This window comes from Flavobacterium sp. 1355, from assembly GCF_017833415.1.
Taxonomy (GTDB): domain Bacteria; phylum Bacteroidota; class Bacteroidia; order Flavobacteriales; family Flavobacteriaceae; genus Flavobacterium.
In genome coordinates, this window is sequence record NZ_JAFICC010000015.1 from 79,716 (window position 1) to 100,711 (window position 20,996).

At 37.5% G+C, this 20,996-nt stretch carries 15 protein-coding genes and 3 tRNA genes; 11 read left to right on the top strand and 7 right to left on the bottom strand.

Annotated features, from left to right (window positions below):
* Window positions 1-62 precede the first annotated feature (62 nt).
* The 5 genes from JOD96_RS18645 to JOD96_RS18665 form a co-directional block, all read right to left on the bottom strand.
* The gene (locus tag JOD96_RS18645; protein WP_209565737.1) at window positions 63-527 is read right to left on the bottom strand and encodes a response regulator; all 465 of its coding nucleotides are present in this window, start codon (window positions 525-527) and stop codon (window positions 63-65) included.
* Window position 528: 1 nt separating this feature from the next.
* A complete protein-coding gene (locus JOD96_RS18650; RefSeq protein ID WP_209565738.1) occupies window positions 529-3,588 on the bottom strand; it encodes a PAS domain-containing protein in 3,060 nt (1,019 codons plus the stop codon).
* A 465-nt stretch (window positions 3,589-4,053) separates the two neighbouring features.
* Window positions 4,054-4,127: transfer RNA gene (locus tag JOD96_RS18655), tRNA-Arg, on the bottom strand.
* A 32-nt stretch (window positions 4,128-4,159) separates the two neighbouring features.
* A tRNA-Pro gene (locus JOD96_RS18660) sits at window positions 4,160-4,234 on the bottom strand.
* A gap of 92 nt (window positions 4,235-4,326) precedes the next feature.
* A tRNA-Ser gene (locus JOD96_RS18665) sits at window positions 4,327-4,410 on the bottom strand.
* Window positions 4,411-4,649: 239 nt separating this feature from the next.
* On the opposite strand from JOD96_RS18665, the gene JOD96_RS18670 reads away from it, so the two are divergent.
* Together JOD96_RS18670 and JOD96_RS18675 are read left to right on the top strand one after the other, a co-directional pair.
* Complete coding sequence (locus tag JOD96_RS18670) at window positions 4,650-5,828, top strand: acetyl-CoA C-acyltransferase (protein WP_209565739.1); 1,179 nt, start codon at window positions 4,650-4,652, stop codon at window positions 5,826-5,828.
* Between the two features lie 68 nt (window positions 5,829-5,896).
* A complete protein-coding gene (locus JOD96_RS18675) occupies window positions 5,897-6,658 on the top strand; it encodes a C40 family peptidase (protein WP_209565740.1) in 762 nt (253 codons plus the stop codon).
* A 185-nt stretch (window positions 6,659-6,843) separates the two neighbouring features.
* On the opposite strand, the gene JOD96_RS18680 is transcribed toward JOD96_RS18675, so the two are convergent.
* Window positions 6,844-7,689 carry an AraC family transcriptional regulator gene (locus tag JOD96_RS18680; RefSeq protein WP_209565741.1) on the bottom strand — a complete coding sequence of 282 codons (846 nt, stop codon included), beginning with the start codon at window positions 7,687-7,689 and terminating at the stop codon, window positions 6,844-6,846.
* Between the two features lie 118 nt (window positions 7,690-7,807).
* Here JOD96_RS18680 and JOD96_RS18685 point away from each other — a divergent pair, with 118 nt between their 5' ends.
* The 4 genes from JOD96_RS18685 (at window position 7,808) to JOD96_RS18700 (ending at window position 10,453) form a co-directional block, all read left to right on the top strand.
* Entirely contained in the window at window positions 7,808-8,794 is a 987-nt protein-coding gene (locus tag JOD96_RS18685; RefSeq protein WP_209565742.1) for an aldo/keto reductase, read from the top strand.
* Window positions 8,795-9,028: 234 nt separating this feature from the next.
* Window positions 9,029-9,631, top strand: a complete 603-nt coding sequence (locus tag JOD96_RS18690) for an NAD(P)H-dependent oxidoreductase (protein WP_209565743.1) — start codon at window positions 9,029-9,031, stop codon at window positions 9,629-9,631.
* A gap of 136 nt (window positions 9,632-9,767) precedes the next feature.
* Window positions 9,768-10,046 carry a putative quinol monooxygenase gene (locus tag JOD96_RS18695; RefSeq protein WP_209565744.1) on the top strand — a complete coding sequence of 93 codons (279 nt, stop codon included), beginning with the start codon at window positions 9,768-9,770 and terminating at the stop codon, window positions 10,044-10,046.
* A 128-nt stretch (window positions 10,047-10,174) separates the two neighbouring features.
* A complete protein-coding gene (locus JOD96_RS18700; RefSeq protein ID WP_209565745.1) occupies window positions 10,175-10,453 on the top strand; it encodes a putative quinol monooxygenase in 279 nt (92 codons plus the stop codon).
* 118 nt (window positions 10,454-10,571) lie between these two features.
* Here the strand turns inward: JOD96_RS18700 and JOD96_RS18705 are convergent, their stop codons facing one another.
* Window positions 10,572-11,279, bottom strand: a complete 708-nt coding sequence (locus tag JOD96_RS18705; RefSeq protein WP_209565746.1) for a class I SAM-dependent methyltransferase — start codon at window positions 11,277-11,279, stop codon at window positions 10,572-10,574.
* Between the two features lie 258 nt (window positions 11,280-11,537).
* Here JOD96_RS18705 and JOD96_RS18710 point away from each other — a divergent pair, with 258 nt between their 5' ends.
* The 5 genes from JOD96_RS18710 to JOD96_RS18730 all read left to right on the top strand — a co-directional run bounded on the left by JOD96_RS18710 (window position 11,538) and on the right by JOD96_RS18730 (window position 20,633).
* On the top strand, window positions 11,538-12,419 hold the full coding sequence (locus JOD96_RS18710; protein ID WP_209565747.1) for a LysR family transcriptional regulator: 882 nt from the start codon (window positions 11,538-11,540) through the stop codon (window positions 12,417-12,419).
* 914 nt (window positions 12,420-13,333) lie between these two features.
* Entirely contained in the window at window positions 13,334-14,620 is a 1,287-nt protein-coding gene (locus tag JOD96_RS18715; RefSeq protein WP_209565748.1) for a DUF2130 domain-containing protein, read from the top strand.
* A gap of 1,071 nt (window positions 14,621-15,691) precedes the next feature.
* Window positions 15,692-18,952: a hypothetical protein gene (locus JOD96_RS18720; RefSeq protein ID WP_209565749.1), complete on the top strand. Its 3,261-nt coding sequence runs from the start codon at window positions 15,692-15,694 to the stop codon at window positions 18,950-18,952.
* A 375-nt stretch (window positions 18,953-19,327) separates the two neighbouring features.
* Entirely contained in the window at window positions 19,328-19,471 is a 144-nt protein-coding gene (locus JOD96_RS18725) for a hypothetical protein (RefSeq protein WP_209565750.1), read from the top strand.
* The gene (locus JOD96_RS18730; protein WP_209565751.1) at window positions 19,443-20,633 is read left to right on the top strand and encodes a peroxiredoxin family protein; all 1,191 of its coding nucleotides are present in this window, start codon (window positions 19,443-19,445) and stop codon (window positions 20,631-20,633) included. Before JOD96_RS18725 ends, JOD96_RS18730 begins: the two co-directional genes overlap by 29 nt.
* Window positions 20,634-20,996: the final 363 nt, after the last annotated feature.

A 20,996-nucleotide genomic window follows, 5' to 3' on the forward strand; every position in this document is an offset into this window, starting at 1 on the left:
GCTATTTACTCCATATTAAAAAGAAAGGTCAAAAAATATAATTAATAAATGCCAAATAAAATTTAATTATCGTCTTTACAGGTAAAAACATGCCCGGAACCATCTGTTTCTAATTGATATAATGCTTTTCTAAGATTGGCACCAAGATTTAATGCAATAGAACGTAATATATGTTTTAAATCATTAAAATCATACGGTTTTACAAAATAACACATAGAACCAAGCTCTAATGCAATATCCATATCTTTTTTATGTGAAGACGTCGAAATCATAATCACAGGTATATCCTGATAACGTTTATCGTTTTTTAGGATTTTTAAACATTCCCAACCACTCATAATAGGCATATTTACGTCAAGAAAGATAAGTTCAGGAATCTGATCAAGGCTTTCAAGTACTTGTAGCGCTTCTTTACCATTCGCAGCACATTCACAAATAATATTTTCATCAATATCTTCTAATGCCTCACAGAACATTTCTGTATCATCCATATCATCATCGGCCAGTAAAATTATTTTTTTTCTCATATTAAATGTCATTTTCATTTTGCTTTATTGGGAGTGTTATAACAAATGTGGCGCCTTCATCTGGAGTACCAATAGCTTTTATGTTTCCGCCATGTCGCTCTACTATCTTTTTGCAAAGTGACAATCCTAATCCCGTACCTTCATAACTGTCCTTAGAATTGAGGCGCATAAAAGTTTCAAAAATACGTTCGGCCTGACTAGGCTCAAAACCAATTCCATTATCTTTTAAGGTAATTAAGGCGAAGTCTCCGTCTTTTTCTGATGTAATCGTTATAACCGGAGGTGTATCTGCTTTTGCAAATTTGATGGAGTTATTAATAAGATTATAGAAAAGCTGATAAAGTAACACTAAAGCCCCTTCTAGCTTTGGAAGATTAGAATAATGGATTTTTCCGTCTGTTCTTTGCAAAGAAACCTCCAAATCAGTTTCAATATTTTTTATGATCTCATTTAAATCTACGAGTGTGTGTTTTTGCAGATCTGCATTGATCTTAGAATAGGCTAAAACACCATCGATCATATTAAACATACGATCTGTCGCAACATGGATTCTTTCTATATATCGTGCAGAAGTTTTATCTAATCCTTCCTGAAGATGTTCTTCTAACCGGCTGGTAAATGTTTTTATTTTGCGTACAGGCTCTTTTAAGTCGTGAGATGCCACGTGGGCAAACTGCTGCAAATCTTCATTGGAGCGCTGGAGTTCTTTTGTACGTTCGGTCACAAGGCTTTCCAGTCTTTCGGTAATTGATCTGTGTTCGTGAATATCAGTGCAGGTACCAAACCATTTTGTAATAACTCCTGACTCATCTTTTATGGGTATTGCTTTACCTAAGAACCATTGATATTGTCCCGTATTAATATTTTTTATCCTGAATTCAAGTTGAAATAATTTGCCGCTTTCAACACAGCCGTACCAGGTGTCCATTGCCAATTTCAAATCATCAGGATGTGTAAATGGTGTCCAGCCGATAGCAACTGCTTCTTTTTCATTGACACCAGTAAGTTCCTGCCAGCGCTTATTATAATAATCCAGGTGACCGTCTGCCCTTGACGTCCAGATTATTTGGGGAACAAGATCTGCAAGCTGCCTGAATTTTTCTTCGTTTTCTTTTATTATTTGCTCTATTTCTTTTTGTGAAGTAATATCGCTTGCTGCTCCAAACCACTCTAAGATATTATTATCATTGTCAAGAATAGGAATTGCCCTTGAAAAAGTCCAGCCCAAAGTACCATTCTCGTTTAATACCCGATATTCTAATTCAAATACGCTTTTATCAGCTATAGATTTAGCAATTAGATTCTTTACTTTTTCACGGTCATCCGGATAAATATGTTCATCAATCCAGTTAAATATTGGTTCTCTGGTATCTGATAAAAATCCGCGTCCGTCTTCCATGTTATACATTATAGTCCAATCCGGATTCATGCAATAAACTACGTCAGAGGAAGCGTTTACCAAAGCGCGGAAACGATTTTCACTTTCTTCCATTTTTTTTCTGGCAACCACTTGCTGTGTAACATCGATTGCCACCTGAATCATACCTGTGATCTGACCATCTTCTATTAATGGACGATAAGACAGATTGTAGTAATAATTGCTCGTAATACCTGTGCGGTTATGCCGGACAAGTACTTCACTTTGATCAAAAGGAACTCCTTTATGATACACCTTCTCGACCTGCTCCCACACATACTGCCCTTTGAGCTCAGGTAAAACATCGATAAGCGGCATCCCAACAATTTCTTCTCCACGGCCAATCATTTGCAGCATGTGTTTATTTATCTGCTCAATAACCAAATCGTCTCCTTTTAGTATCAAGGTCGGGCAAGGAGTCTGGTCAATCATTGATTTTAATCTTCTCTCACTATCTTCTAATTTTCTTCTGGCATGCACTTGTTCTGTAACATCTATAGCCATATGCAATACAGCCGAACTTCCTTCAGCTTCTAATATAGAATCGTATGAAAAATTAAAATAGCGACGTTGCAGCTTCCCTTCAATCATTAAATCAACAGGCTGTTCATTTCCTCTGAAGGGTATTCCGGTTCTTTGAACATTAATAACAGTTTGAAGTGCCGGCTGACCACTAAGTTCAGGCAAGGCATCAACCATTTTTTTTCCAAGTGCTTCCTCTGCAGTATTTTTATTCATAAACTGCAGCATTGGCTTATTGATGGTCTCAATAACAACATCTTCACCTTTAGATAGCAGCATGGCAATCGGAGATTGCTCAATCATAGTCCGAAAACGGGTTTCACTTCGCTGCATTTTTTCTTCCGCTTGTTTTATCTCCGTAATATCCCGGGTTGTTCCCGCAATAGATTCCACTTCTCCCTGATCATTAAAAACAGGAGCAAAAATATAATCGTAAATGCGTTTACCTAATACAGCGTGCGGAAAAGATACTGTGCCCCTAACCCTTTCTTTAGTAGCCACAACTTCATCAATTTCCCTTTCGTGCATTAGTGCATGCCATTCCTCATACCCATTTTCTCTTAAACCGCGCCCGATTGCATCTTCTTCAGATTTACCCCACATAGTGAGTAATGCTTTGTTAGCATAAGTAAATTTATAAGAGAGGTCAAAGACATACACCAGATCAGGTGTATTGTTTGTAATAGAATCAAATAGGCGTTTTTGCTGATCTGCAGCAATTAGTGCATTATCTGCAAATAGTTCTGCTTGTTTTTTTTCTGTTATGTCTTCTGTAGTGACAATCAAAAGCTCATCTTGTTTTGAGGCAGTAAATCGGAACCAGTGGTTCATTCCCTCACCAGTATACCATTTTTCAAAATTAGCAGTGGTACCAGTTTCGGCAACTTCAATAAATTGTTCCAGTATTCCGTTTTCTTTCACAATAGGAAAAAGTTCGCTGTACCGTTTGCTTTTATAATCTACATCACCAATCCAGTTATGTGCATAATTTGTATTGAATAGCAATATAGAAAAATCTTCAACTCTGGCTTTGTCATTGTATACAAATTGCATCACAGCAATACCATTTGATGCAGAGTTAAAAACGGTTTGAAAGAGATTTTTGTTTTCTATTAACTCCATTGTTATTTTTAATGCATAAAAAGCACTGCTGCTTTTTTTAATTATTGAACCTAATTTATAATTTTTTAGTCCATAAATTATCTCTTATAACAATGCTAATGAATATCTATGTACTGATTTATTTACTATAGCTAATATAAAATATTATTACAAGAATCCCTAAAATTATTGAGAAGTAAAATGAAATGCCGGGAACATCAAATAAATAAAGGAATTGAAAATATTTTCCTAAAAAAAAACAGAAGAATCTTTTAGATGTTTTGAAACCTTTCCTATAAAAATAATTCATGATAATGAAACATTTTAAAACAAAAAAGTCACTGATTACAGTGGGTTTAAGTGTGAACGCAGAAGGATTCGAACCTTCGATCGTCCCGATTGAAATCGGGATGCTTTTACATCTGAGCTATGCACACTAAAAACCATTACAAAACAAAAAAGCCACTCGGTTTGAGTGGCTTTTCGTGAACGCAGAAGGATTCGAACCTTCGACCGCCTGCTTAGAAGGCAGGTGCTCTATCCAGCTGAGCTATGCGTCCATTTGTTTTTAAACTTTATGGCAAAGTTCTTGTCGGGGTGGCAGGATTCGAACCTGCGGCCTCCTGCTCCCAAAGCAGGCGCGATAACCGGGCTACGCTACACCCCGAGCTTTAGACATAGATTCGTATCTGTGGTCTTCCCGATCTCAATCGGGACACGATAACCGGGCTACGCTACACCCCGAAGGCAAAAATTAAGCGGAGAGACAGGGACTCGAACCCTGGCGACGGTTACCCGTCGACAGATTAGCAATCTGCTCCATTACCGCTCTGGCACCTCTCCATGCTCAAGGAACGTGTCCTATTTTGCGGTTGCAAATGTAGTACAACATTCAATATCTCACAACTATTTTCGTGCTTTTTTTATATTTTTTTTAATCTTTTTTTTAAAAGACTTCACAATCAAACAAATAGAATTAATAAAAATTTCATCTTAATTTAAAATACATCCGAATTAAACCAAAATTTGAATTTGTTCAAATAATGAGTAAATTTGCTAGATTAACTAATATTACACAGAAAATGAACAAAAGAGTTGTTATCGTTTCTGCCGTTAGAACACCTATCGGAAGTTTCATGGGAGGTTTATCTACCGTACCCGCACCAAAATTAGGTGCTGCCGCTATAAAAGGAGCACTGCAAAAAATTAACCTTGACCCAAAATTAGTTGATGAAGTTTTTATGGGGAACGTTATTCAGGCCGGAGTCGGACAAGCTCCTGCACGTCAGGCGGCAATTTTTGCCGGTTTGTCTGATGAAGTTTCCTGTACAACTGTAAACAAAGTTTGTGCCTCAGGAATGAAATCTGTAATGTTAGCTGCCCAGGCAATTAGCTGCGGAGATGCTGAAATCGTAGTGGCCGGAGGAATGGAAAACATGAGTTTGATTCCACATTACGTACAAATGCGTGCAGGAAACAAATTTGGCCCTGCAACAATGCTGGACGGAATGCAAAAAGATGGCTTAACAGATGCTTATGATAATAACGCAATGGGAGTTTGCGCTGACTTATGTGCATCAGAGTATAAAATTACTCGTGAAGAACAAGACAATTACGCTATTCAGTCTTATGAAAGAAGTGCAAAAGCATGGGATGCAGGAAAATTTGACAACGAAGTTGTGCCTGTAGAAGTACCACAAAGACGCGGAGAACCTGTTATCTTTTCTAAAGATGAAGAATATACTAATGTGAAATTGGATAAAATCCCTTCATTAAGTCCTGTTTTTACAAAAGACGGAACTGTAACTGCCGCAAACGCCTCAACAATCAATGACGGAGCTGCTGCATTGGTTTTAATGTCTGAAGAAAAAGCAAATGCATTAGGTTTAAAACCTCTAGCTTACATAAAAGGATACGCAGATGCAGCGCAGGAACCAAAGTGGTTTACCACAAGTCCGGCAAAAGCATTACCAAAAGCATTAGACAAGGCCGGAATCGCTATTGGCGATGTTGATTATTTCGAATTCAACGAAGCTTTTTCTGTAGTTGGTTTAGCCAATTCAAAAATACTAAATCTTGATAACAATAAGGTAAATGTAAACGGTGGAGCCGTTTCCTTAGGACATCCGCTGGGTTGTTCGGGAGCGAGAATTATCGTAACTTTATTAAATGTTTTAGAGCAGAATAATGCTAAAACCGGTGCAGCAGCAATTTGCAACGGCGGTGGCGGTGCTTCAGCAATTGTTATCGAAAGAGCTTAAATAATAATATTTTAGATTAGGAGTTATCTAAACTTAACTCCTAATTTTCAACTTATAAATCACCCTAAATGTTCGGAATTTGTAATCTAGCCATAGTACCCGTTCGATCTGAACCTAGTGACAGAAGTGAAATCGTTACACAACTTTTGTTTGGTGAGCACATCGAAATTTTAGAACGACAAAACCAATGGTCCAAAATAAAAATTCAGTTTGATGATTATCAAGGCTGGGTCGATTCTAAACAATATCAAATAATTTCCGAAGCAAATTATAATCAGCTGAGCAACGAAGCCATTATCCTCAATGCCGACTTAATTGATTACATTACCGCACCCAACAATTTATTGCTGCCAATTCCGCTTGGTGCCTCACTGTCTTTTCTTAACAATAGCGAAATCAATACTTCTAATTTCGATTTTGAAGGAACAAAAACCAGCGGTGTAAAACCAAAAAATGCCTTAATAGCCACAGCATTTATGTATCTGAATGCGCCTTATCTCTGGGGCGGAAAAACACCATTTGGCATAGATTGCTCCGGTTTTACTCAGATGGTTTACAAACTAAACGGTTATAAAATACATCGTGACGCCTCACAACAGGCATTAGAAGGAGAACCTTTGAGTTTTATTGAAGAAAGTGAAGTTGGCGATCTGGCTTTTTTCGACAACGAAGAAGGCAATATAATCCACGTTGGCATCATAATGGAAAACAACTATATCATTCACGCCAGCGGAAAAGTTCGCATTGACCGTCTGGATCACTTAGGAATTTACAATCCTGAATTGAATAAACACACTCACAAACTTAGAGTGATTAAGAAGATTATTTAAACACCAATTTCACAAATTAACACAAATCTACAGCGAAAAAAATCTCTTTTTTTCTGCCACAAATTTCACAAATTCACACAAATTAAAAATCATTTAAATCTGTGTAATCAGTTGCAAACAAAAGAAAAAAACCGCGATAATTCGTGTTTTCGCTAGCGAATCCGAGTCATCCGCGGGCCAATTTATCATGCACTAATCCGAATCGTCTTCCTAAATTCCGAAGGACTATTCCCTTTTTGCTTTTTGAAAAATTTATTAAAGTGACTTTCATCCGTAAAGCCAAATTCATAAGCAATTTCATTGATTCGCTTATCACTAAACTGCAAACGATGTTCAATCAGTTTCGTTTTATAATTGCTGATATATTGCTGCATTGTTTCATTAGCATGCTTCTTAAAATAGCGTCCTAAATACGTATTCGAAATCCCGAAATACACACTAAGCGACTCCGCCTTAATCCTTTCCGGATAATAAATATTGTTCTGAATATATTGCAGAATATCCATCGCCTTAGCCTCACAGCCAATATTTACCTGTTCCGGCAAATACTTCGCAATATTTCGCGCTACAACAATAATCAGGGTATTCACCAACTGCTGAATCAGTTCCTTATTATAAACATCCTTGTCCTGATGTTCACGAATAATCGCTTCCACCATAACCTTTACCAGACACTTATCTGCATCATTTTTCAAAATACAGCCCGGCTGGTGATTTGCATTCTGCAAAATATATTCCAAACGCTGAATATTCTCATTTTGCAGACTCGAGTTCTTCAAATAAATATCATTAAACCTCAAAAAGAAAAACTTTGTTTTGGTCTCAATAGTAAAATTATGGCAATCCTCTGGCGACAATAAAAACATATGTCCCGCATCATATTCAAAAATATTTTTATTAATGCATTGCGAACCTGTTCCGCTTAGAATATAAACCAATTCAAAGAAATTATGACGATCCCCAACATCCGGATATTTATCCAGAGTTTCAAAGGAAACAGTAAACGGTTCGTATAAATTTTCTTTTTTCATAACGTACAAATTATTTGAAGCTGCAAATTTACATAAAAAACACAAATATATACAAGTTAACACTCTTAAAAATGGTATAATTTTGCCAAATGAAATTTAAGATTTAAAATATAACATTATGGAATATAGAAAATTAGGCAATACCGAACTTGAATTATCAACTATTACATACGGCGCATTTGCCATTGGCGGAAACATGTGGGGCGGAAACGAAAAAGCAGATTCAATCGCTTCTGTTCAGGCATCAATCGACCACGGCGTAACGACAATTGACACTGCTCCTTTTTACGGATTTGGTTTAAGCGAAGAAATGATTGGCGAAGCACTAAAATCTCACGACAGATCAAAAGTGCAGTTATTGACAAAATTTGGCCTGGTTTGGGACGGAAGCAATAACAGAAAAGGCGATTTCTTCTTCGATGCCGATGACAACGGAAAGAAAATCCCGATTTATAAATACGCCTCAAAAACCAACGTTATAAAAGAAATAGAAGAAAGCCTAAAACGTCTTCAAACCGATTATATTGACCTATTGCAAATTCACTGGCCAGATACCACAACGCCAATTTCTGAAACTATGGAAGCCGCAGAAACCTTAATTCAACAAGGAAAAATCAGGGCTTTTGGAGTTAGCAATTATAGTACTGAGCAAATTAAGGAAGCACAAAAAACAATCAAAATCGCATCAGATCAGGTGGCCTACAGTATGCTGAACCGCAAAATCGAAGCGGAGCTGATTCCCTTTACAATGTCAGAAAATATCGGAATTATTGCCTACAGCCCGATGGAAAGAGGATTGCTAACAGGTAAATATTTTACAGACGGTAAACTAAAAGACAACGATCACAGAAATGGATATTTTAATCAGTTTGATCTTCAAAAAGTAAAAACTTTAGTCGAAGAGCTAACTTCTTTGGCACATGCAAAAGAAATAAGCTTATCACAATTGGTTTTGCGCTGGACCACATTACAAAAAGGAATTTCAATCGTTTTGGCCGGTGCCAGAAATGCAGAACAAGCCATTTCAAATGCAAACGCAATGAGTTTCGATTTATCAGCTTCAGAATTAGAATTTATAGATCAGGCAATTTCAAAATTAAAATAAAATAATTTAAAAAGAAAAAAGGCTGCTTTAAGCTTTGTCAAAGTTCAAAATTTTGACAAAGCCTGACATAGCTATGCCTTTAAAAAATTAAAATCATAAAAAAAAATTGGGTGTGTCCCTTCGGGCCGGGCTATCCGTTCCAATCTTTTTGTGCATCCCGAAGCCTCGGGACGGCACAAAAAGGATTTACACTCCTATCCCTCACACAAACATTTTCATAATAATATTAAAGACATGAAGAAAATATTTATCATAAACGGCAGTCAGAATTTCGCACATTCAGGCGGAAAATTCAATCAAACCATTACAGAATGGACAATCGAATACTTAACAAATAATAAGCAATTCGAAATTAAAACAACCGACATAAAACAAGAATTTGACCTTGATGAAGAAGTCGAAAAATTCGTTTGGGCAGATGTTGTAATATACCATACACCTGTTTGGTGGTTTCAGTTACCAAACCTTTTCAAAAAATATATCGACGATATTTTTACAGCCGGACACAACAAAGGAATCTACAAAAGTGACGGAAGAACCAGAACCAATCCCGACATAAATTACGGAACCGGTGGGCAACTACACGGTCGTAAATACATGCTTACCACAAGCTGGAATGCGCCTGCAACAGCTTTTACAATTCCGGGAGAATTCTTCGAAGAAACATCTGTAGATGACGGAGTGATGTTTGGTTTCCATAAAATGAATAAATTTGTAGGAATGGAAAAACTGGACAGCTTCCATTTCCATGACGTTGAAAAAGGTGCCACTGCCGAAAACATTGACATCTTCAAAGAAAATTATACAAAACATTTACAAAAAACCCTTAACCCTTAACTCATAACCCATAACCCTTAACTCATAACCCTTAACTCATAACTCATAACCCTTAACTCATAACCCTTAACCCTTAACCCTTAACTCATAACTCATAACTCATAACCCTTAACCCTTAACTCTAAACAAAATAATCATGATAACCATCACCGCAATTATTAAAAGTAAACAGGAAAACATAGAACAGGTTCGAAACATGGTTCATTATTTAGTTACCGAAACCAGAAAAGAAGCTGCTTGTGTGCGCTACGACCTGCATACAAACGAAAATGTTTTTATCATTTGGGAAGAATGGAAAGATCAGGCTGGTTTTGACTTTCATAACAATCAACCTTATTTGCAGGATTTCATCACACAAAGTGAAAGTTTAGTCGCCTCTCCTATTCAGGTTTATAAAACAGTGCAGGTTTTATAGTCTATGACATATCAACTATAAACTCTTTAACCTAAATTCAATAAGTTAAAGAGTTTTTTTAGTATCATTTAAGAAAGTATTTTCTTACAATTAAATATATTTGCAGTAATAAAAATCAATTTAATATTATGATTACAATTACAGCTTTAATAAAAAGTAAAAAAGAGAATACTCAGGAAATTCAAAACATGCTGCAACATCTGGTAAACGAGACTCGTAACGAAAAAGCCTGCCTGCGCTATAGTGTGCAAAAAGCTAAAAACGTTTTTATCTTTTGGGAAGAATGGCAGGATCAGGCCGGATTCGATTTACACATGACACAGCCTCATTTGCAAGACTTTATTACTAAAACTGTCGATTTAGTAACTGATCCTATTGAGGTACATTTAGGAACTCAGATATTGTAGTTTTTCGCCACGCATTACACGAATTTTCACTAATTAAGACTTTGCTATTGTAAATAAAGCAAGCTTTATAGAAAATAAAAAATTCGTGAAAATTCGTGTAATTAGTGGCAAACAATTTTTACTTTATCCCCCCAAAAGCACCAAAACACATATTCTTGTGCAAAATTTCAACACTGGTAAAACCTACTCTTTTCATCAAATCCAATTGGTAATTCATTGATCTTGGTGAATCCTCTTTTTCTACATAATCCAATACCTTCTGGCGGTATTCAGCCCCACCAATTCCTTCCAGATAATCACCATAACGCTGCCAGGTATACTCATTTAATAAATCAGTATCCTGCGTAATCAAATCCGAAATCATAAAACATCCGCCTGGTTTTAATAATTTGAATATTTTAGAGAAAGTAGTTTCCCAATCCTCATCATCTCTCAAATGATGCAAAACCGCTCCCGCCAAAATAACATCAAAATGATGCTCTGGTAGATCAACATCACGAATATCGCCTTGCTTCACCTCTGTTTTTCCATTGGTTGCATTAGAAACCCGCTCAAAAGCCCGATCCAGCATTGGCAGGCTCAAATCTACTAATGTGCAATTTAAGTTTGGTAATTTCGACAACATTTTCAAAGTATAATTCCCGGCACCACAGCCAATATCCAAAACGTTTTGAGCATTGGGAACAATTCTTTTCGAAGCTTCTGTAATTAATTCCAAAGAAATTGTTGCGTCGATAGTCGCCACCTGCCCTGTTTCTAAATTCGAAAATCGTTCGACATCATTATCAAAACGTTCCCTGATCTCTTCAATAGTTGATTTTTTCATAGTTTATGTTTTTTTTTGCCACAGATTCAAAGGATTAAAAGAATTTTTTAAAGTTGCATGCAGATTTGTTCGCCACGAATTACACAAATTTTCACGAATTCAAAAAATAATTAATTCGTGAAAATTTGTGTAATTCGTGGCTAAATAAAATTCTTTTAATCCTTTGAATCTGTGGTAAAACTTTTTTATAAAACTAACACTTTGATATATACTTCAAAAATACTTATTTTGTCAATTATCAATACTTAATAGGTATTTATGGAATTACGTCATTTAAAATATTTCCTGGCTGTCGCCGAAGAATTAAACTTTACCAAAGCAGCAGAAAAACTATTTATTTCCCAACCTCCCCTGAGCCGGCAGATTGCAGAACTCGAAGAAGAAATTCAGGCCCGTTTATTTATTCGCAACAACAAAAAAGTAGCACTGACCGAAGCCGGAAAATATTTTAAGAACGAAGTAACAGCTCTTTTTCAGAATCTGGAACACATCACTGTTAAAACAAAAAAAATAGCCGAAAATGTTTCGGGCGAATTCAGGATCGCCTATATCAGCTCAATTTATTCAGCAGTAATTTCAGATTTGATAAAACATCTCAAAGAACAATTTCCTTACGTCAACTTCAAATTATTTGAAGTTTCGACAACCAAACAGATTTCAGCTTTGGAGCAGGGGAAAATCGATTTGGGCATTATACGGTCGCCCGTAAAATCTCCCAAAATAAAATCGCAATTGTGGTTTCGGGATGGCTTTTCTGTGGTTTACAACAAGAGTTTGATTCAAATTAAATCCGAAGAAGACATTCCGAATTTAAAAGGCGAAACCTTTGTTTTTTTCAATAAAGATTATGCACCGCACTATCATGAAGTTTTGCTGGAGCTATGTGCCTTTTATGGTTTTGACCCGCAAGTCGTTCACGAATCAAACAACATCAATTCGATTGTGCAATTGGTCAAAAATGGTTTGGGCGTTTCGATTGTGCCCTCCAACATTGCAAAAAACAATTCAGATGCCGGGATTGGTTTCATTGAATTAAAAAAAGTCAATTTATATACCAATGTTTCGTTAATCACTTCAAAAGAAGACGATTCTGAAATCACAAAATCTGCAATTGCGTTTTTGTTGAGTTTTAAAAAATAATCTAGTAAATGGTAGCGATTATTTGTCATCCTGATCCCGTCCCGATCCCGTCCCGAAGCTTCGGGATCGGGAGAAGGATCTCACAAAAAACTCCGCAAAGAATGGCTTTGTCATCCTGAGGAACGAAGGATCTCACAAGAAACTCCGCAAAGAGCGGCTTTGTCATCCTGAGGAACAAAGAATCTCACAAGAAACTGCATAAAGAGTAGCTTTGTCATCCTGAGGAACGAAGGATCTCACAAGAAACTCCGCAAAGAATGGCTTTGTCATCCTGAGGAACGAAGGATCTCACAAGAAACTCCGCAAAGAGTAGCTTTGTCATCCTGAGGAACGAAGGATCTCACAAGAAACTCCGTAAAGAATGGCTTTGTCATCCTGAGGAACAAAGGATCTCACAAGAAACTCCGCAAAGAGTGGCTTTGTCATCCTGAGGAACAAAGGATCTCACAAGAAACTCCGCAAAGAGTGGCTTTGTCATCCTGAGGAACTAAGGATCTCACAAGAAACTCCGCAAAGAATGGCTTTGTAATCCTGAGGAACAAAGGATCTCACAAGAAACTCCGCAAAGTAATTCGTCCTGCTTTGTCGAGCTTCTTTGTCGAGCTTCTTTGTCGAGCTTCTTTGTCGAGCTTCTTTGTCGAGCTTCTTGTGAGATCCTTCGTTCCTCAGGATGACAAACTAAACTAGATGACAAACTAAACTTAAAAAAACTTTGCGACTTTGCGCGATTAACCAAATTATGGAAATCCATAAAAATTAAAAACTTAAAGTAATTTAATTGCACAAAAAGAATTAGTACAAATTCATGTAATCGTGGCAAAAAAGTTACAATTTATCACAAGCAAATTACCTGAAAAGACCGAACTTTTAAATACCTTAGCAAATTATAATTCCCGTTAAAAAATCAATAAAAAATGGCTGAGCAATCTTCAATTATATGTCCAAATTGTGGGACACCAATCGATGTAAACGATGTTTTAAAACATCAGTTGGAAGATAGTATCCGTAAAGAATTTCAACAAAAAGCCAATGCTCAAACCAGGGAACTGGAGCTTAAAAACGAACAATTCGAAAAAGCAAAGGCCGACTTTGAAGCCAAAAAGAAACAGGAAAATGAACTTTTTGCTGAACGCCTGGAACGCGAAAAAAAGACAGCCGAAAAAGAAATTACCGAAAAACTAAAAGCCAAACTCGAAGAAGAAAATAAAGATCGTCTGACCTTAATGGAAAAGGAACTTTCTGAGAAATCAGAAAAACTTCGCGAACTGAATAAAATGGCGGGTGAAATTGCCAAACTCCAGCGCGAAAAACTGGAAATGAAAGAAGCAATCGAAGCCGAAGCCCAAAAACAGCTGAACGCCACATTGATTTTGGAACGCGACAAAATCCGCAAACAGGAAGAAGAAAAAAACGAACTTAAAATAAAAGAATACCAGAAACAGTCTGACGACCAGAAAAAACTGATCGAAGAAATGAAACGCAAGCAGGAACAAGGTTCTATGCAATTACAGGGCGAAGTAATGGAATTGGCAATCGAAGAATGGCTGGCCAACAACTTCCCGTTAGACACTATCGATGAAGTCAAAAAAGGAGCCAACGGCGCCGATTGTCTTCAGATAGTGAATACCCGCGAACTTCAAAATTGCGGTTCTATCTATTACGAAAGTAAACGTACAAAAGCATTTCAGCCTTCATGGATTGAGAAATTCAAAAATGATATCCGAAACAAAAGAGCCAATATCGGCGTTTTAGTTACCGAAGTAATGCCAGCAGGAATGGACCGAATGGGAATGCGCGACGGAATCTGGATTTGTACGTATGAAGAGTTTAAAGGCTTAAGTGCCGTTTTGCGTCAGTCGCTTATACAGGTAAGCCAGGCCGTACAGGCGCAGGAAAATAAAGGCGACAAAATGTCGATGCTGTACGATTTTTTAACCAGCAACGAATTCCGTTTGCAGATTGAAGGAATCGTAGAAGGTTTTACACAAATGCAGGGCGATCTCGATGCCGAAAAAAGAGCCATGCAGAGAATCTGGAAACAACGCGAGAAACAAATCGAAAAAGTAGTTCATAATACACTGGGGATGTACGGATCGATTCGCGGCATTGCCGGAAACGCAGTTCAGACCGTAAGGGCCTTAGAACTCGATTTTATTGAAGAAGAAAACGAAGATCCCAATGACTTAAAAGACTTATTATAATAGTTCACGATTAGATCGTTATCTGGATATCTGTAAAACTTTCTTTGGGACAGAATTTGGTTATTATAGAATTTTCAAGGTTTATTTTTTTATAAATCCCCCATCACAGATCGCAGACAACAGACACTCAAAAGAACTACTGAAAATATATTTTCCCTATAATACACTGACTTTTAAATCTTTAAAGTCAGTGTATTTTTTTTCATATATTAAATAGTATTTTCTTACATAAAGCCTTTTTTTAAAAAAAATCTTACTTTTTGTTGTTTTGTTTAATAAATATCTTATACCTTTGTGCGCGAATTGAATAACTAAAAAATTTTGTAAGAATATGGGGCAAAAGAAAGTTATAGTCAGGGTATAAAAAAGTATACCTTAATAAGTATGTCTTTTTTATTTCAACATTAGAAAGTCAATCAGGAGAAAATTGCATCGACACTATCAAAGTTAAAAATATACGACAAGCATTACCATAAAAAGTAATAAATAAAATCAGTCTGATAAAAAAATAATTATACTCCAAAATACAAGTCAATCTCCTCCCAAGAAAATTTGACAGCGCTATATACTTTCAACTTATAAAACAATAAACAATTATTGCAAGGCATTTTTTTGAATTCTTTGTTTCAATAATTGAAAGTAAATTACAAAAGGTTATTAAATAATAACCGCAGGCATTTCGCCGAAAGGCAACACGGAAACAAACCGGACAAATAAAAAAATACCACATAGAAACACAAGACAGCTACCAATAACACTGTCTCAATCTTATTTGAGAAAAAGGTTATAAACAGCAATTTATAAGCATCATTATTTGTGCCCAATACTTTTTGACACAAATATTTCCAAAAACACCCCTATGATCATGGCTGTATTACGGCCATGATCAATGCTATTTTGTATCATAAACAAGACTAAAATAATTAACAAAAGAAAAAGCCATGTCAAAAAACACGGTAATAAAAGTGAAATAAAAACTAAATCAAACTATGACTAATTCAAAATGTATGTGAAAATGAGATTTATTCTCCCAGAAAAAATTAATAAGTAATAATGTAAAATTAAGAACTAATGAAAAAAAATCTATTTAGTCTTTGGCTCTTTATATTGGCCGTGTTTTTCTCCACCAATATAAGCGCACAGGTTACCCTGGGTAACACAAATGGTATTCCTAAACCCGCCGAACCATTCTCGGCAGTCGAAATGATCAGTAACGGAAAAGGAGGTCTGCGTTTACCACAGTTAACAACACTTGAGAGAAACGCTTTGTTGCCTCCAACTCTTACAGCAGCTCAAAAAACATTGGCAAATGGCCTTACCATTTTCAACACATCAACAAATTGTGTCGAATACTGGAACAGCACACGCTGGATCAGTTTATGTGAGGGAACAAGTATGGCCAAAATAAGCCCTGATCCTTGTACCAATGTAGCGGCAGACGGAACAGGCTGCGACCAGACCTTTACCGTTACAGATCCTGATTGTCCAAATGGTCCATTCTCTATTGCGATTATGGCAGGAAGCGAATATGCTGTTTTAACCGATATCAATTCTGGAGCAGGAACATTTAAGGTAAACTTTAAGGTAAACGAAACTACTACGCCCCACACTGTAATGGTAAGGGTAACAAGCTCTTGTACAGGACAGTTTAAGGATTTTATGTTTATGCAGAATGGCGTAATTTGTGATACAACCCTGGGAACTGCTCCGGCAATCAGCCCAAGCAGCCCTGCCCTGACTTTATGTGCAGGCGGTGCAGTATATCTATCGATACCGGCAAATACACCAAATTTGGCTAGTGTAATCTGGACCCGTAATGGGGTACCGGTAGCAACAGGCGTTAATTTTTACACCGCTACCATGCCCGGTACTTATGATATTTCTCTTGGTGCTGCAGGCTGTAATATGAACTCTGGCAATGAGCGTGTTATTACAAACTCAACAACTCCGGCTCCAACAGTAATCAATACTATTGTAGCTTCAAATAACGGCGTGATGTGTGGCACAAGCGGTACGGTTACCTTAACGGCAACAGGCGCATCAGGTACGGTTTCATGGTTTAAAAATGGAGAATTGACTTCTAAAACAGGAACAAAAATTACCCTGAACGGTTCTGCAGATGCAGGAAACTGGTTTGCAGCAGCAGGGAGCGGAGGCTGCTACAGTAAACCGTCGAACACGGTTACAGTTACAGTACAGACGCCAACAGGAACACCAATTGTAGTAAACAATGCAGATGTATTGATCAACAACAAACGAATCGATCAGGTTACTTCTTTTTGTTCAGGAGGAAGTTTAATATTAAAAGTAAACAACCCACAGGTGGGAGTTTCGTATACTTGGTACAATGACCAGACGATCATTGCAAGTCCTTACACAATTCCTGCAGGCGCTACAAGTCTTTTAATTCGTATGGTAGCTACAGACAACAGCGGTGCAGCCTGTCCGGTAGAAGCCAGTACAACAGAAGCACCAATTACGGGCGGTACAGCTCCTAAAACACCAACCATTTCAAGTCTTACGGGTGGCGTTCTTTGCAACGGAAGGGCAGACTTAACGATTACACCGCAGGAAACGGGAACATACACATATCAATGGTACAAAGATGGTGTGGCAATGTCTGACACTACACAGGCTATAACGGCAGATACACCGGGCGTAACTTATACAGCAACGGTAACCAATGCTACAGGTTGTGTGAGTGCTCCTGCAACCATGACAATTCCAACGCAACAGTCTACTATACCGGTGCTTGACTGGAAAACAACCAGTACGACAGCCAATAATGGTGACAGAATATTTTATGAGACAAATTTAGTAGCAGGAACAGCCGACACTTATGAGTGGTCACTAGACGGGGTTAAATTGAGTGCAACAACATCAAGTACGACAATTACCTTACCTACAACTGGTTCAACGGCTACTATTAAAGTTAAGGGTACGAACGCTTGTGGTACATCTGCAGAAATCACTAAAACGGTTGCTTTAAGCCCGCTTTGTCCAACACCAGCAGTTACAGCGTCTACATCTACAACATTGTCTACAGTTGCAGGAATTGGAGTAGCTGCAGGCGTAGCGGTAACAAATAATAATCAGGAGACCTATCAATGGTACACCAATACAACAGCAGTAGCAAGTGGCGGAACTGCAATAAGCGGTGAAACAAGGGCTACAACAACATACACTCCGGCAGCTAATGCAGCAGCTGGTACTGTATACCTATATTGTATAGTAACAAATGGCTGTACGCCAACAACACCAGTGGCATCTCCTGTCTTTACAGTAAATGTATCAGCAAACCCTGCGAACCTGACTCTTGGTGCTGGTACTTTCTCAGGACCAACATGTTTTGATATTAACAAATCGAATTGGGGTGCTAATTGTGGGAATCAGACTGATCGTGCCCTGAAGGCTACTAATTTTGCGACTGATAACGTACAAAAATATTATTTTACGGCAAGCGCAACCGGTACTAAAACTAACCTTAGATTTGCAATTGTAGACAAAGATAATGTTGTTCAGGGTAGTGATGCAGAAACTGTTAAAATAACAGGAACAGTTGCCGATAGCCAGACCGTAACACTTACCGTAACTTACAAAAATACATTAAGTAATCCGGGTAGTATAGTTTGGGGGAAAACGACAGCCACTGCTATAAAAGTACAAATCTATGCTATATATAATAACGGCAGCGCAGATGTAGCGGTACCGCTAAATGTAAGACTTCAGGATTGTGCATGTTGTGGGGCAAAAATATCTGCATCGGTTTGGAAAAACTTTATGTGCCATAATTTAGGGGCTGATCAAACACTTGACCCTTCAAAAGCTGCACAAGGACTGATTGGAGATTATTACCAATATGGACAAAAAACTCCAATATCAGCAGGCTGGATTACTATTGCTGCTACTTCTACTGCCCCTGCTAATCTATGGGCTTTGACTACTGCAAATCCATTAAAAGGAGTTAATGACCCATGCCCTGATGGCTTTAGGGTGCCAACAAAAGCAGAATGGGCAGGAGTTGTTGCTAATAACACTTTTACAAAAGTCCCTACCTGGACTGGTAGTGGTTCAACATTGACAAACGTTTTACAAGTGGGCACACAATTGTATTTACCGCTTTCCGGGGGATTTTTGGGAGGCAGTCCGACATATGTAAATACTAATGCATATTATTTCGCATCTGATTCAGCTCCCTATAACCCTAGTAATAGCGCCACATTTATGATGAGTTATTTTACTATGTATTATACTAGTTCAGTACCTAGTGCTACTACTGGTGCAATGAGTAAGACAAATGAGGGATATTCTGTTCGTTGTATCGAGCAATAAGTTTTTAAACAAAACATTTTAATATAAGACATTAAATGCCAATAAACCTGCAGGCGGGTCGTACCGCCTGCAGGAACTAAGAAAAGGCCGGGTTACAACTAGTAATACCGGTCTTTTTTAATAATACGTTCTTATTTGTTATTGTAAAAGTTAGGCATTCCGTTTTGTCATCGTGAGAAACAAAGGAACCCACAAAGTTCCGCAAAAAACACACGTATGTCATCGTGAGAAACAAAGGATCACACAAGAAACTCAACAAACAAAACACAACATATGTCAAAAAACAATAACAAAATTTTGTATAAAAATACTTACATATTAACATACTGTTTTAAGAAAATGATTTAATTTTGCAACTTATCAAAAAAGAAAAAGATGAAACAATTTTTTTTAGCATTTATAGCAATTTTAGGCACAATATCAGCAAAAAGCCAAACCATAAATATTGATTTAAGTCATTTTGGCGGTAAATCATACTATTGTCTGGCGGTTGAAGGACAAAAACGATACGATTGCTAAAGGTAAATTAGACAAATCGGGTAAAGCGGTCATCGTTTTTAAAGACCGTTATAAAGGTTACAAAGGCATGTCACGTTTTTTACTGACCGAAGGCGGAGGATTGGATCTGGTAATAAACAAAGAGAATTTTACAGTAAGCTGTAAAGAAGAAGTACCCAATTTGGAAAATATTCATTTTATAGGTTCCCCAGAAAATGAATACTTTATTAATACTTCTATGAAAAAGACACAGCTTTTGCAAAAAGCAGAACTTGCAAAAGCCGTATTAGCAACCTACAATAAAGCCGATGCCGTTTATGCACCGTTTGAAAAAGAACAGACACAACTAAACGACCAATATAAAGCGCTTAGAAACAGTAATACACAAAGTCCGTTATATGCTGCCCGCGTACTGGAAATATTTGATTTTTTAATGGGCAATTCCAATGATCTCAAAGACAGTCCCGAGCAAAAAGCGGCGGCGGCAAATGATTTTGTACTATCAAAAGTAAACTTCGACGATCTTTACAACAGTAACGCCTGGAATGAAGTTTTTGCCGGATGGTTAAACATACAAATTCAGCAATCAAAAAGTGATGAACAATTACTGGCAGACATACAACAGGTTGGGGCAAGAATAAAAAGCAATGCCCAATTTACAGAATTCGCAGATATAATGGTGAGACAATTATCTCAAAAAGGAAAAGACAATGTAGGAAGTCCGTTTGGTGCCTACTTAGCAAAATCAGGCAGAATAGAAAAACCAACCCCTTTCTTATTATCTGCTATGGGAGGTCCTCAAACAGGTATGGCCGCACCAGATTTACTTTGGAAGTCGGGACCCTACAGTTTCGATAAAAAGCAAAAAACAGTTTTAGTTTTCTACGAAGCAGGATGCAACAACTGCGATAACGAAATAAACCTTTTAATAGGCAATTATCAGGAACTGCAGAAAAAAGGCTATGAAGTAGTTTCCGCAGCCTCAGACATGGACAAAACCGAAAGCGAAAAATATTCTGCCAGATTTCCGTGGAAAAACAAATACTGCGATTTTAACGGAAGCACAGGATATAACTTTACCACTTTTGGCGTAATAGGAACACCAACCATTTTTATTATAGACGAAAACGGCATCATCACCGGACGTTACGCCCGATTGGTTGATGCACATATATTGAATTAAACTATTCAAAAGTTATAGTTTCTAAAGCAACAAGAAAAAGGTCGGATTTACGTAGTAGTAAATACCGGCCTTTTTTCTATATTACACAATGTATGTCATCCTGAGGAACGAAGGACCACACAAGCAACTCCGCAAAGTGATTCGTCAAAGAAAACACAATGTATGTCATCCTGAGGAACGAAGGACCACACAAGCAACTCCGCAAAGTGATTTCCGCACCGTTTTGTCGAACTTCTTGTGTGCCAATCTTTGTCGAGCTCCTTGTGTGATCCCTCGTTCCTCGGGATGACAAAGCAGGAGTGAAATACTTTGGCGAATTGCTTTGTCGAGCTCCTTGTGTGGTCCTTCGTTCCTCAGGATGAC

What these genes read in the sequence shown, in the direction of transcription:
- JOD96_RS18645 (WP_209565737.1), bottom strand. Translation starts at nt 527, where the DNA reads ATGAGAAAAAAAATAATTTTACTGGCCGATGATGATATGGATGATACA.
- JOD96_RS18715 (WP_209565748.1), top strand. Translation starts at nt 13,334, where the DNA reads ATGGCTGAGCAATCTTCAATTATATGTCCAAATTGTGGGACACCAATC.
- JOD96_RS18650 (WP_209565738.1), bottom strand. Translation starts at nt 3,588, where the DNA reads ATGGAGTTAATAGAAAACAAAAATCTCTTTCAAACCGTTTTTAACTCT.
- JOD96_RS18675 (WP_209565740.1), top strand. Translation starts at nt 5,897, where the DNA reads ATGTTCGGAATTTGTAATCTAGCCATAGTACCCGTTCGATCTGAACCT.
- JOD96_RS18710 (WP_209565747.1), top strand. Translation starts at nt 11,538, where the DNA reads ATGGAATTACGTCATTTAAAATATTTCCTGGCTGTCGCCGAAGAATTA.
- JOD96_RS18705 (WP_209565746.1), bottom strand. Translation starts at nt 11,279, where the DNA reads ATGAAAAAATCAACTATTGAAGAGATCAGGGAACGTTTTGATAATGAT.
- JOD96_RS18690 (WP_209565743.1), top strand. Translation starts at nt 9,029, where the DNA reads ATGAAGAAAATATTTATCATAAACGGCAGTCAGAATTTCGCACATTCA.
- JOD96_RS18685 (WP_209565742.1), top strand. Translation starts at nt 7,808, where the DNA reads ATGGAATATAGAAAATTAGGCAATACCGAACTTGAATTATCAACTATT.
- JOD96_RS18695 (WP_209565744.1), top strand. Translation starts at nt 9,768, where the DNA reads ATGATAACCATCACCGCAATTATTAAAAGTAAACAGGAAAACATAGAA.
- JOD96_RS18725 (WP_209565750.1), top strand. Translation starts at nt 19,328, where the DNA reads ATGAAACAATTTTTTTTAGCATTTATAGCAATTTTAGGCACAATATCA.
- JOD96_RS18720 (WP_209565749.1), top strand. Translation starts at nt 15,692, where the DNA reads ATGAAAAAAAATCTATTTAGTCTTTGGCTCTTTATATTGGCCGTGTTT.
- JOD96_RS18670 (WP_209565739.1), top strand. Translation starts at nt 4,650, where the DNA reads ATGAACAAAAGAGTTGTTATCGTTTCTGCCGTTAGAACACCTATCGGA.
- JOD96_RS18680 (WP_209565741.1), bottom strand. Translation starts at nt 7,689, where the DNA reads ATGAAAAAAGAAAATTTATACGAACCGTTTACTGTTTCCTTTGAAACT.
- JOD96_RS18700 (WP_209565745.1), top strand. Translation starts at nt 10,175, where the DNA reads ATGATTACAATTACAGCTTTAATAAAAAGTAAAAAAGAGAATACTCAG.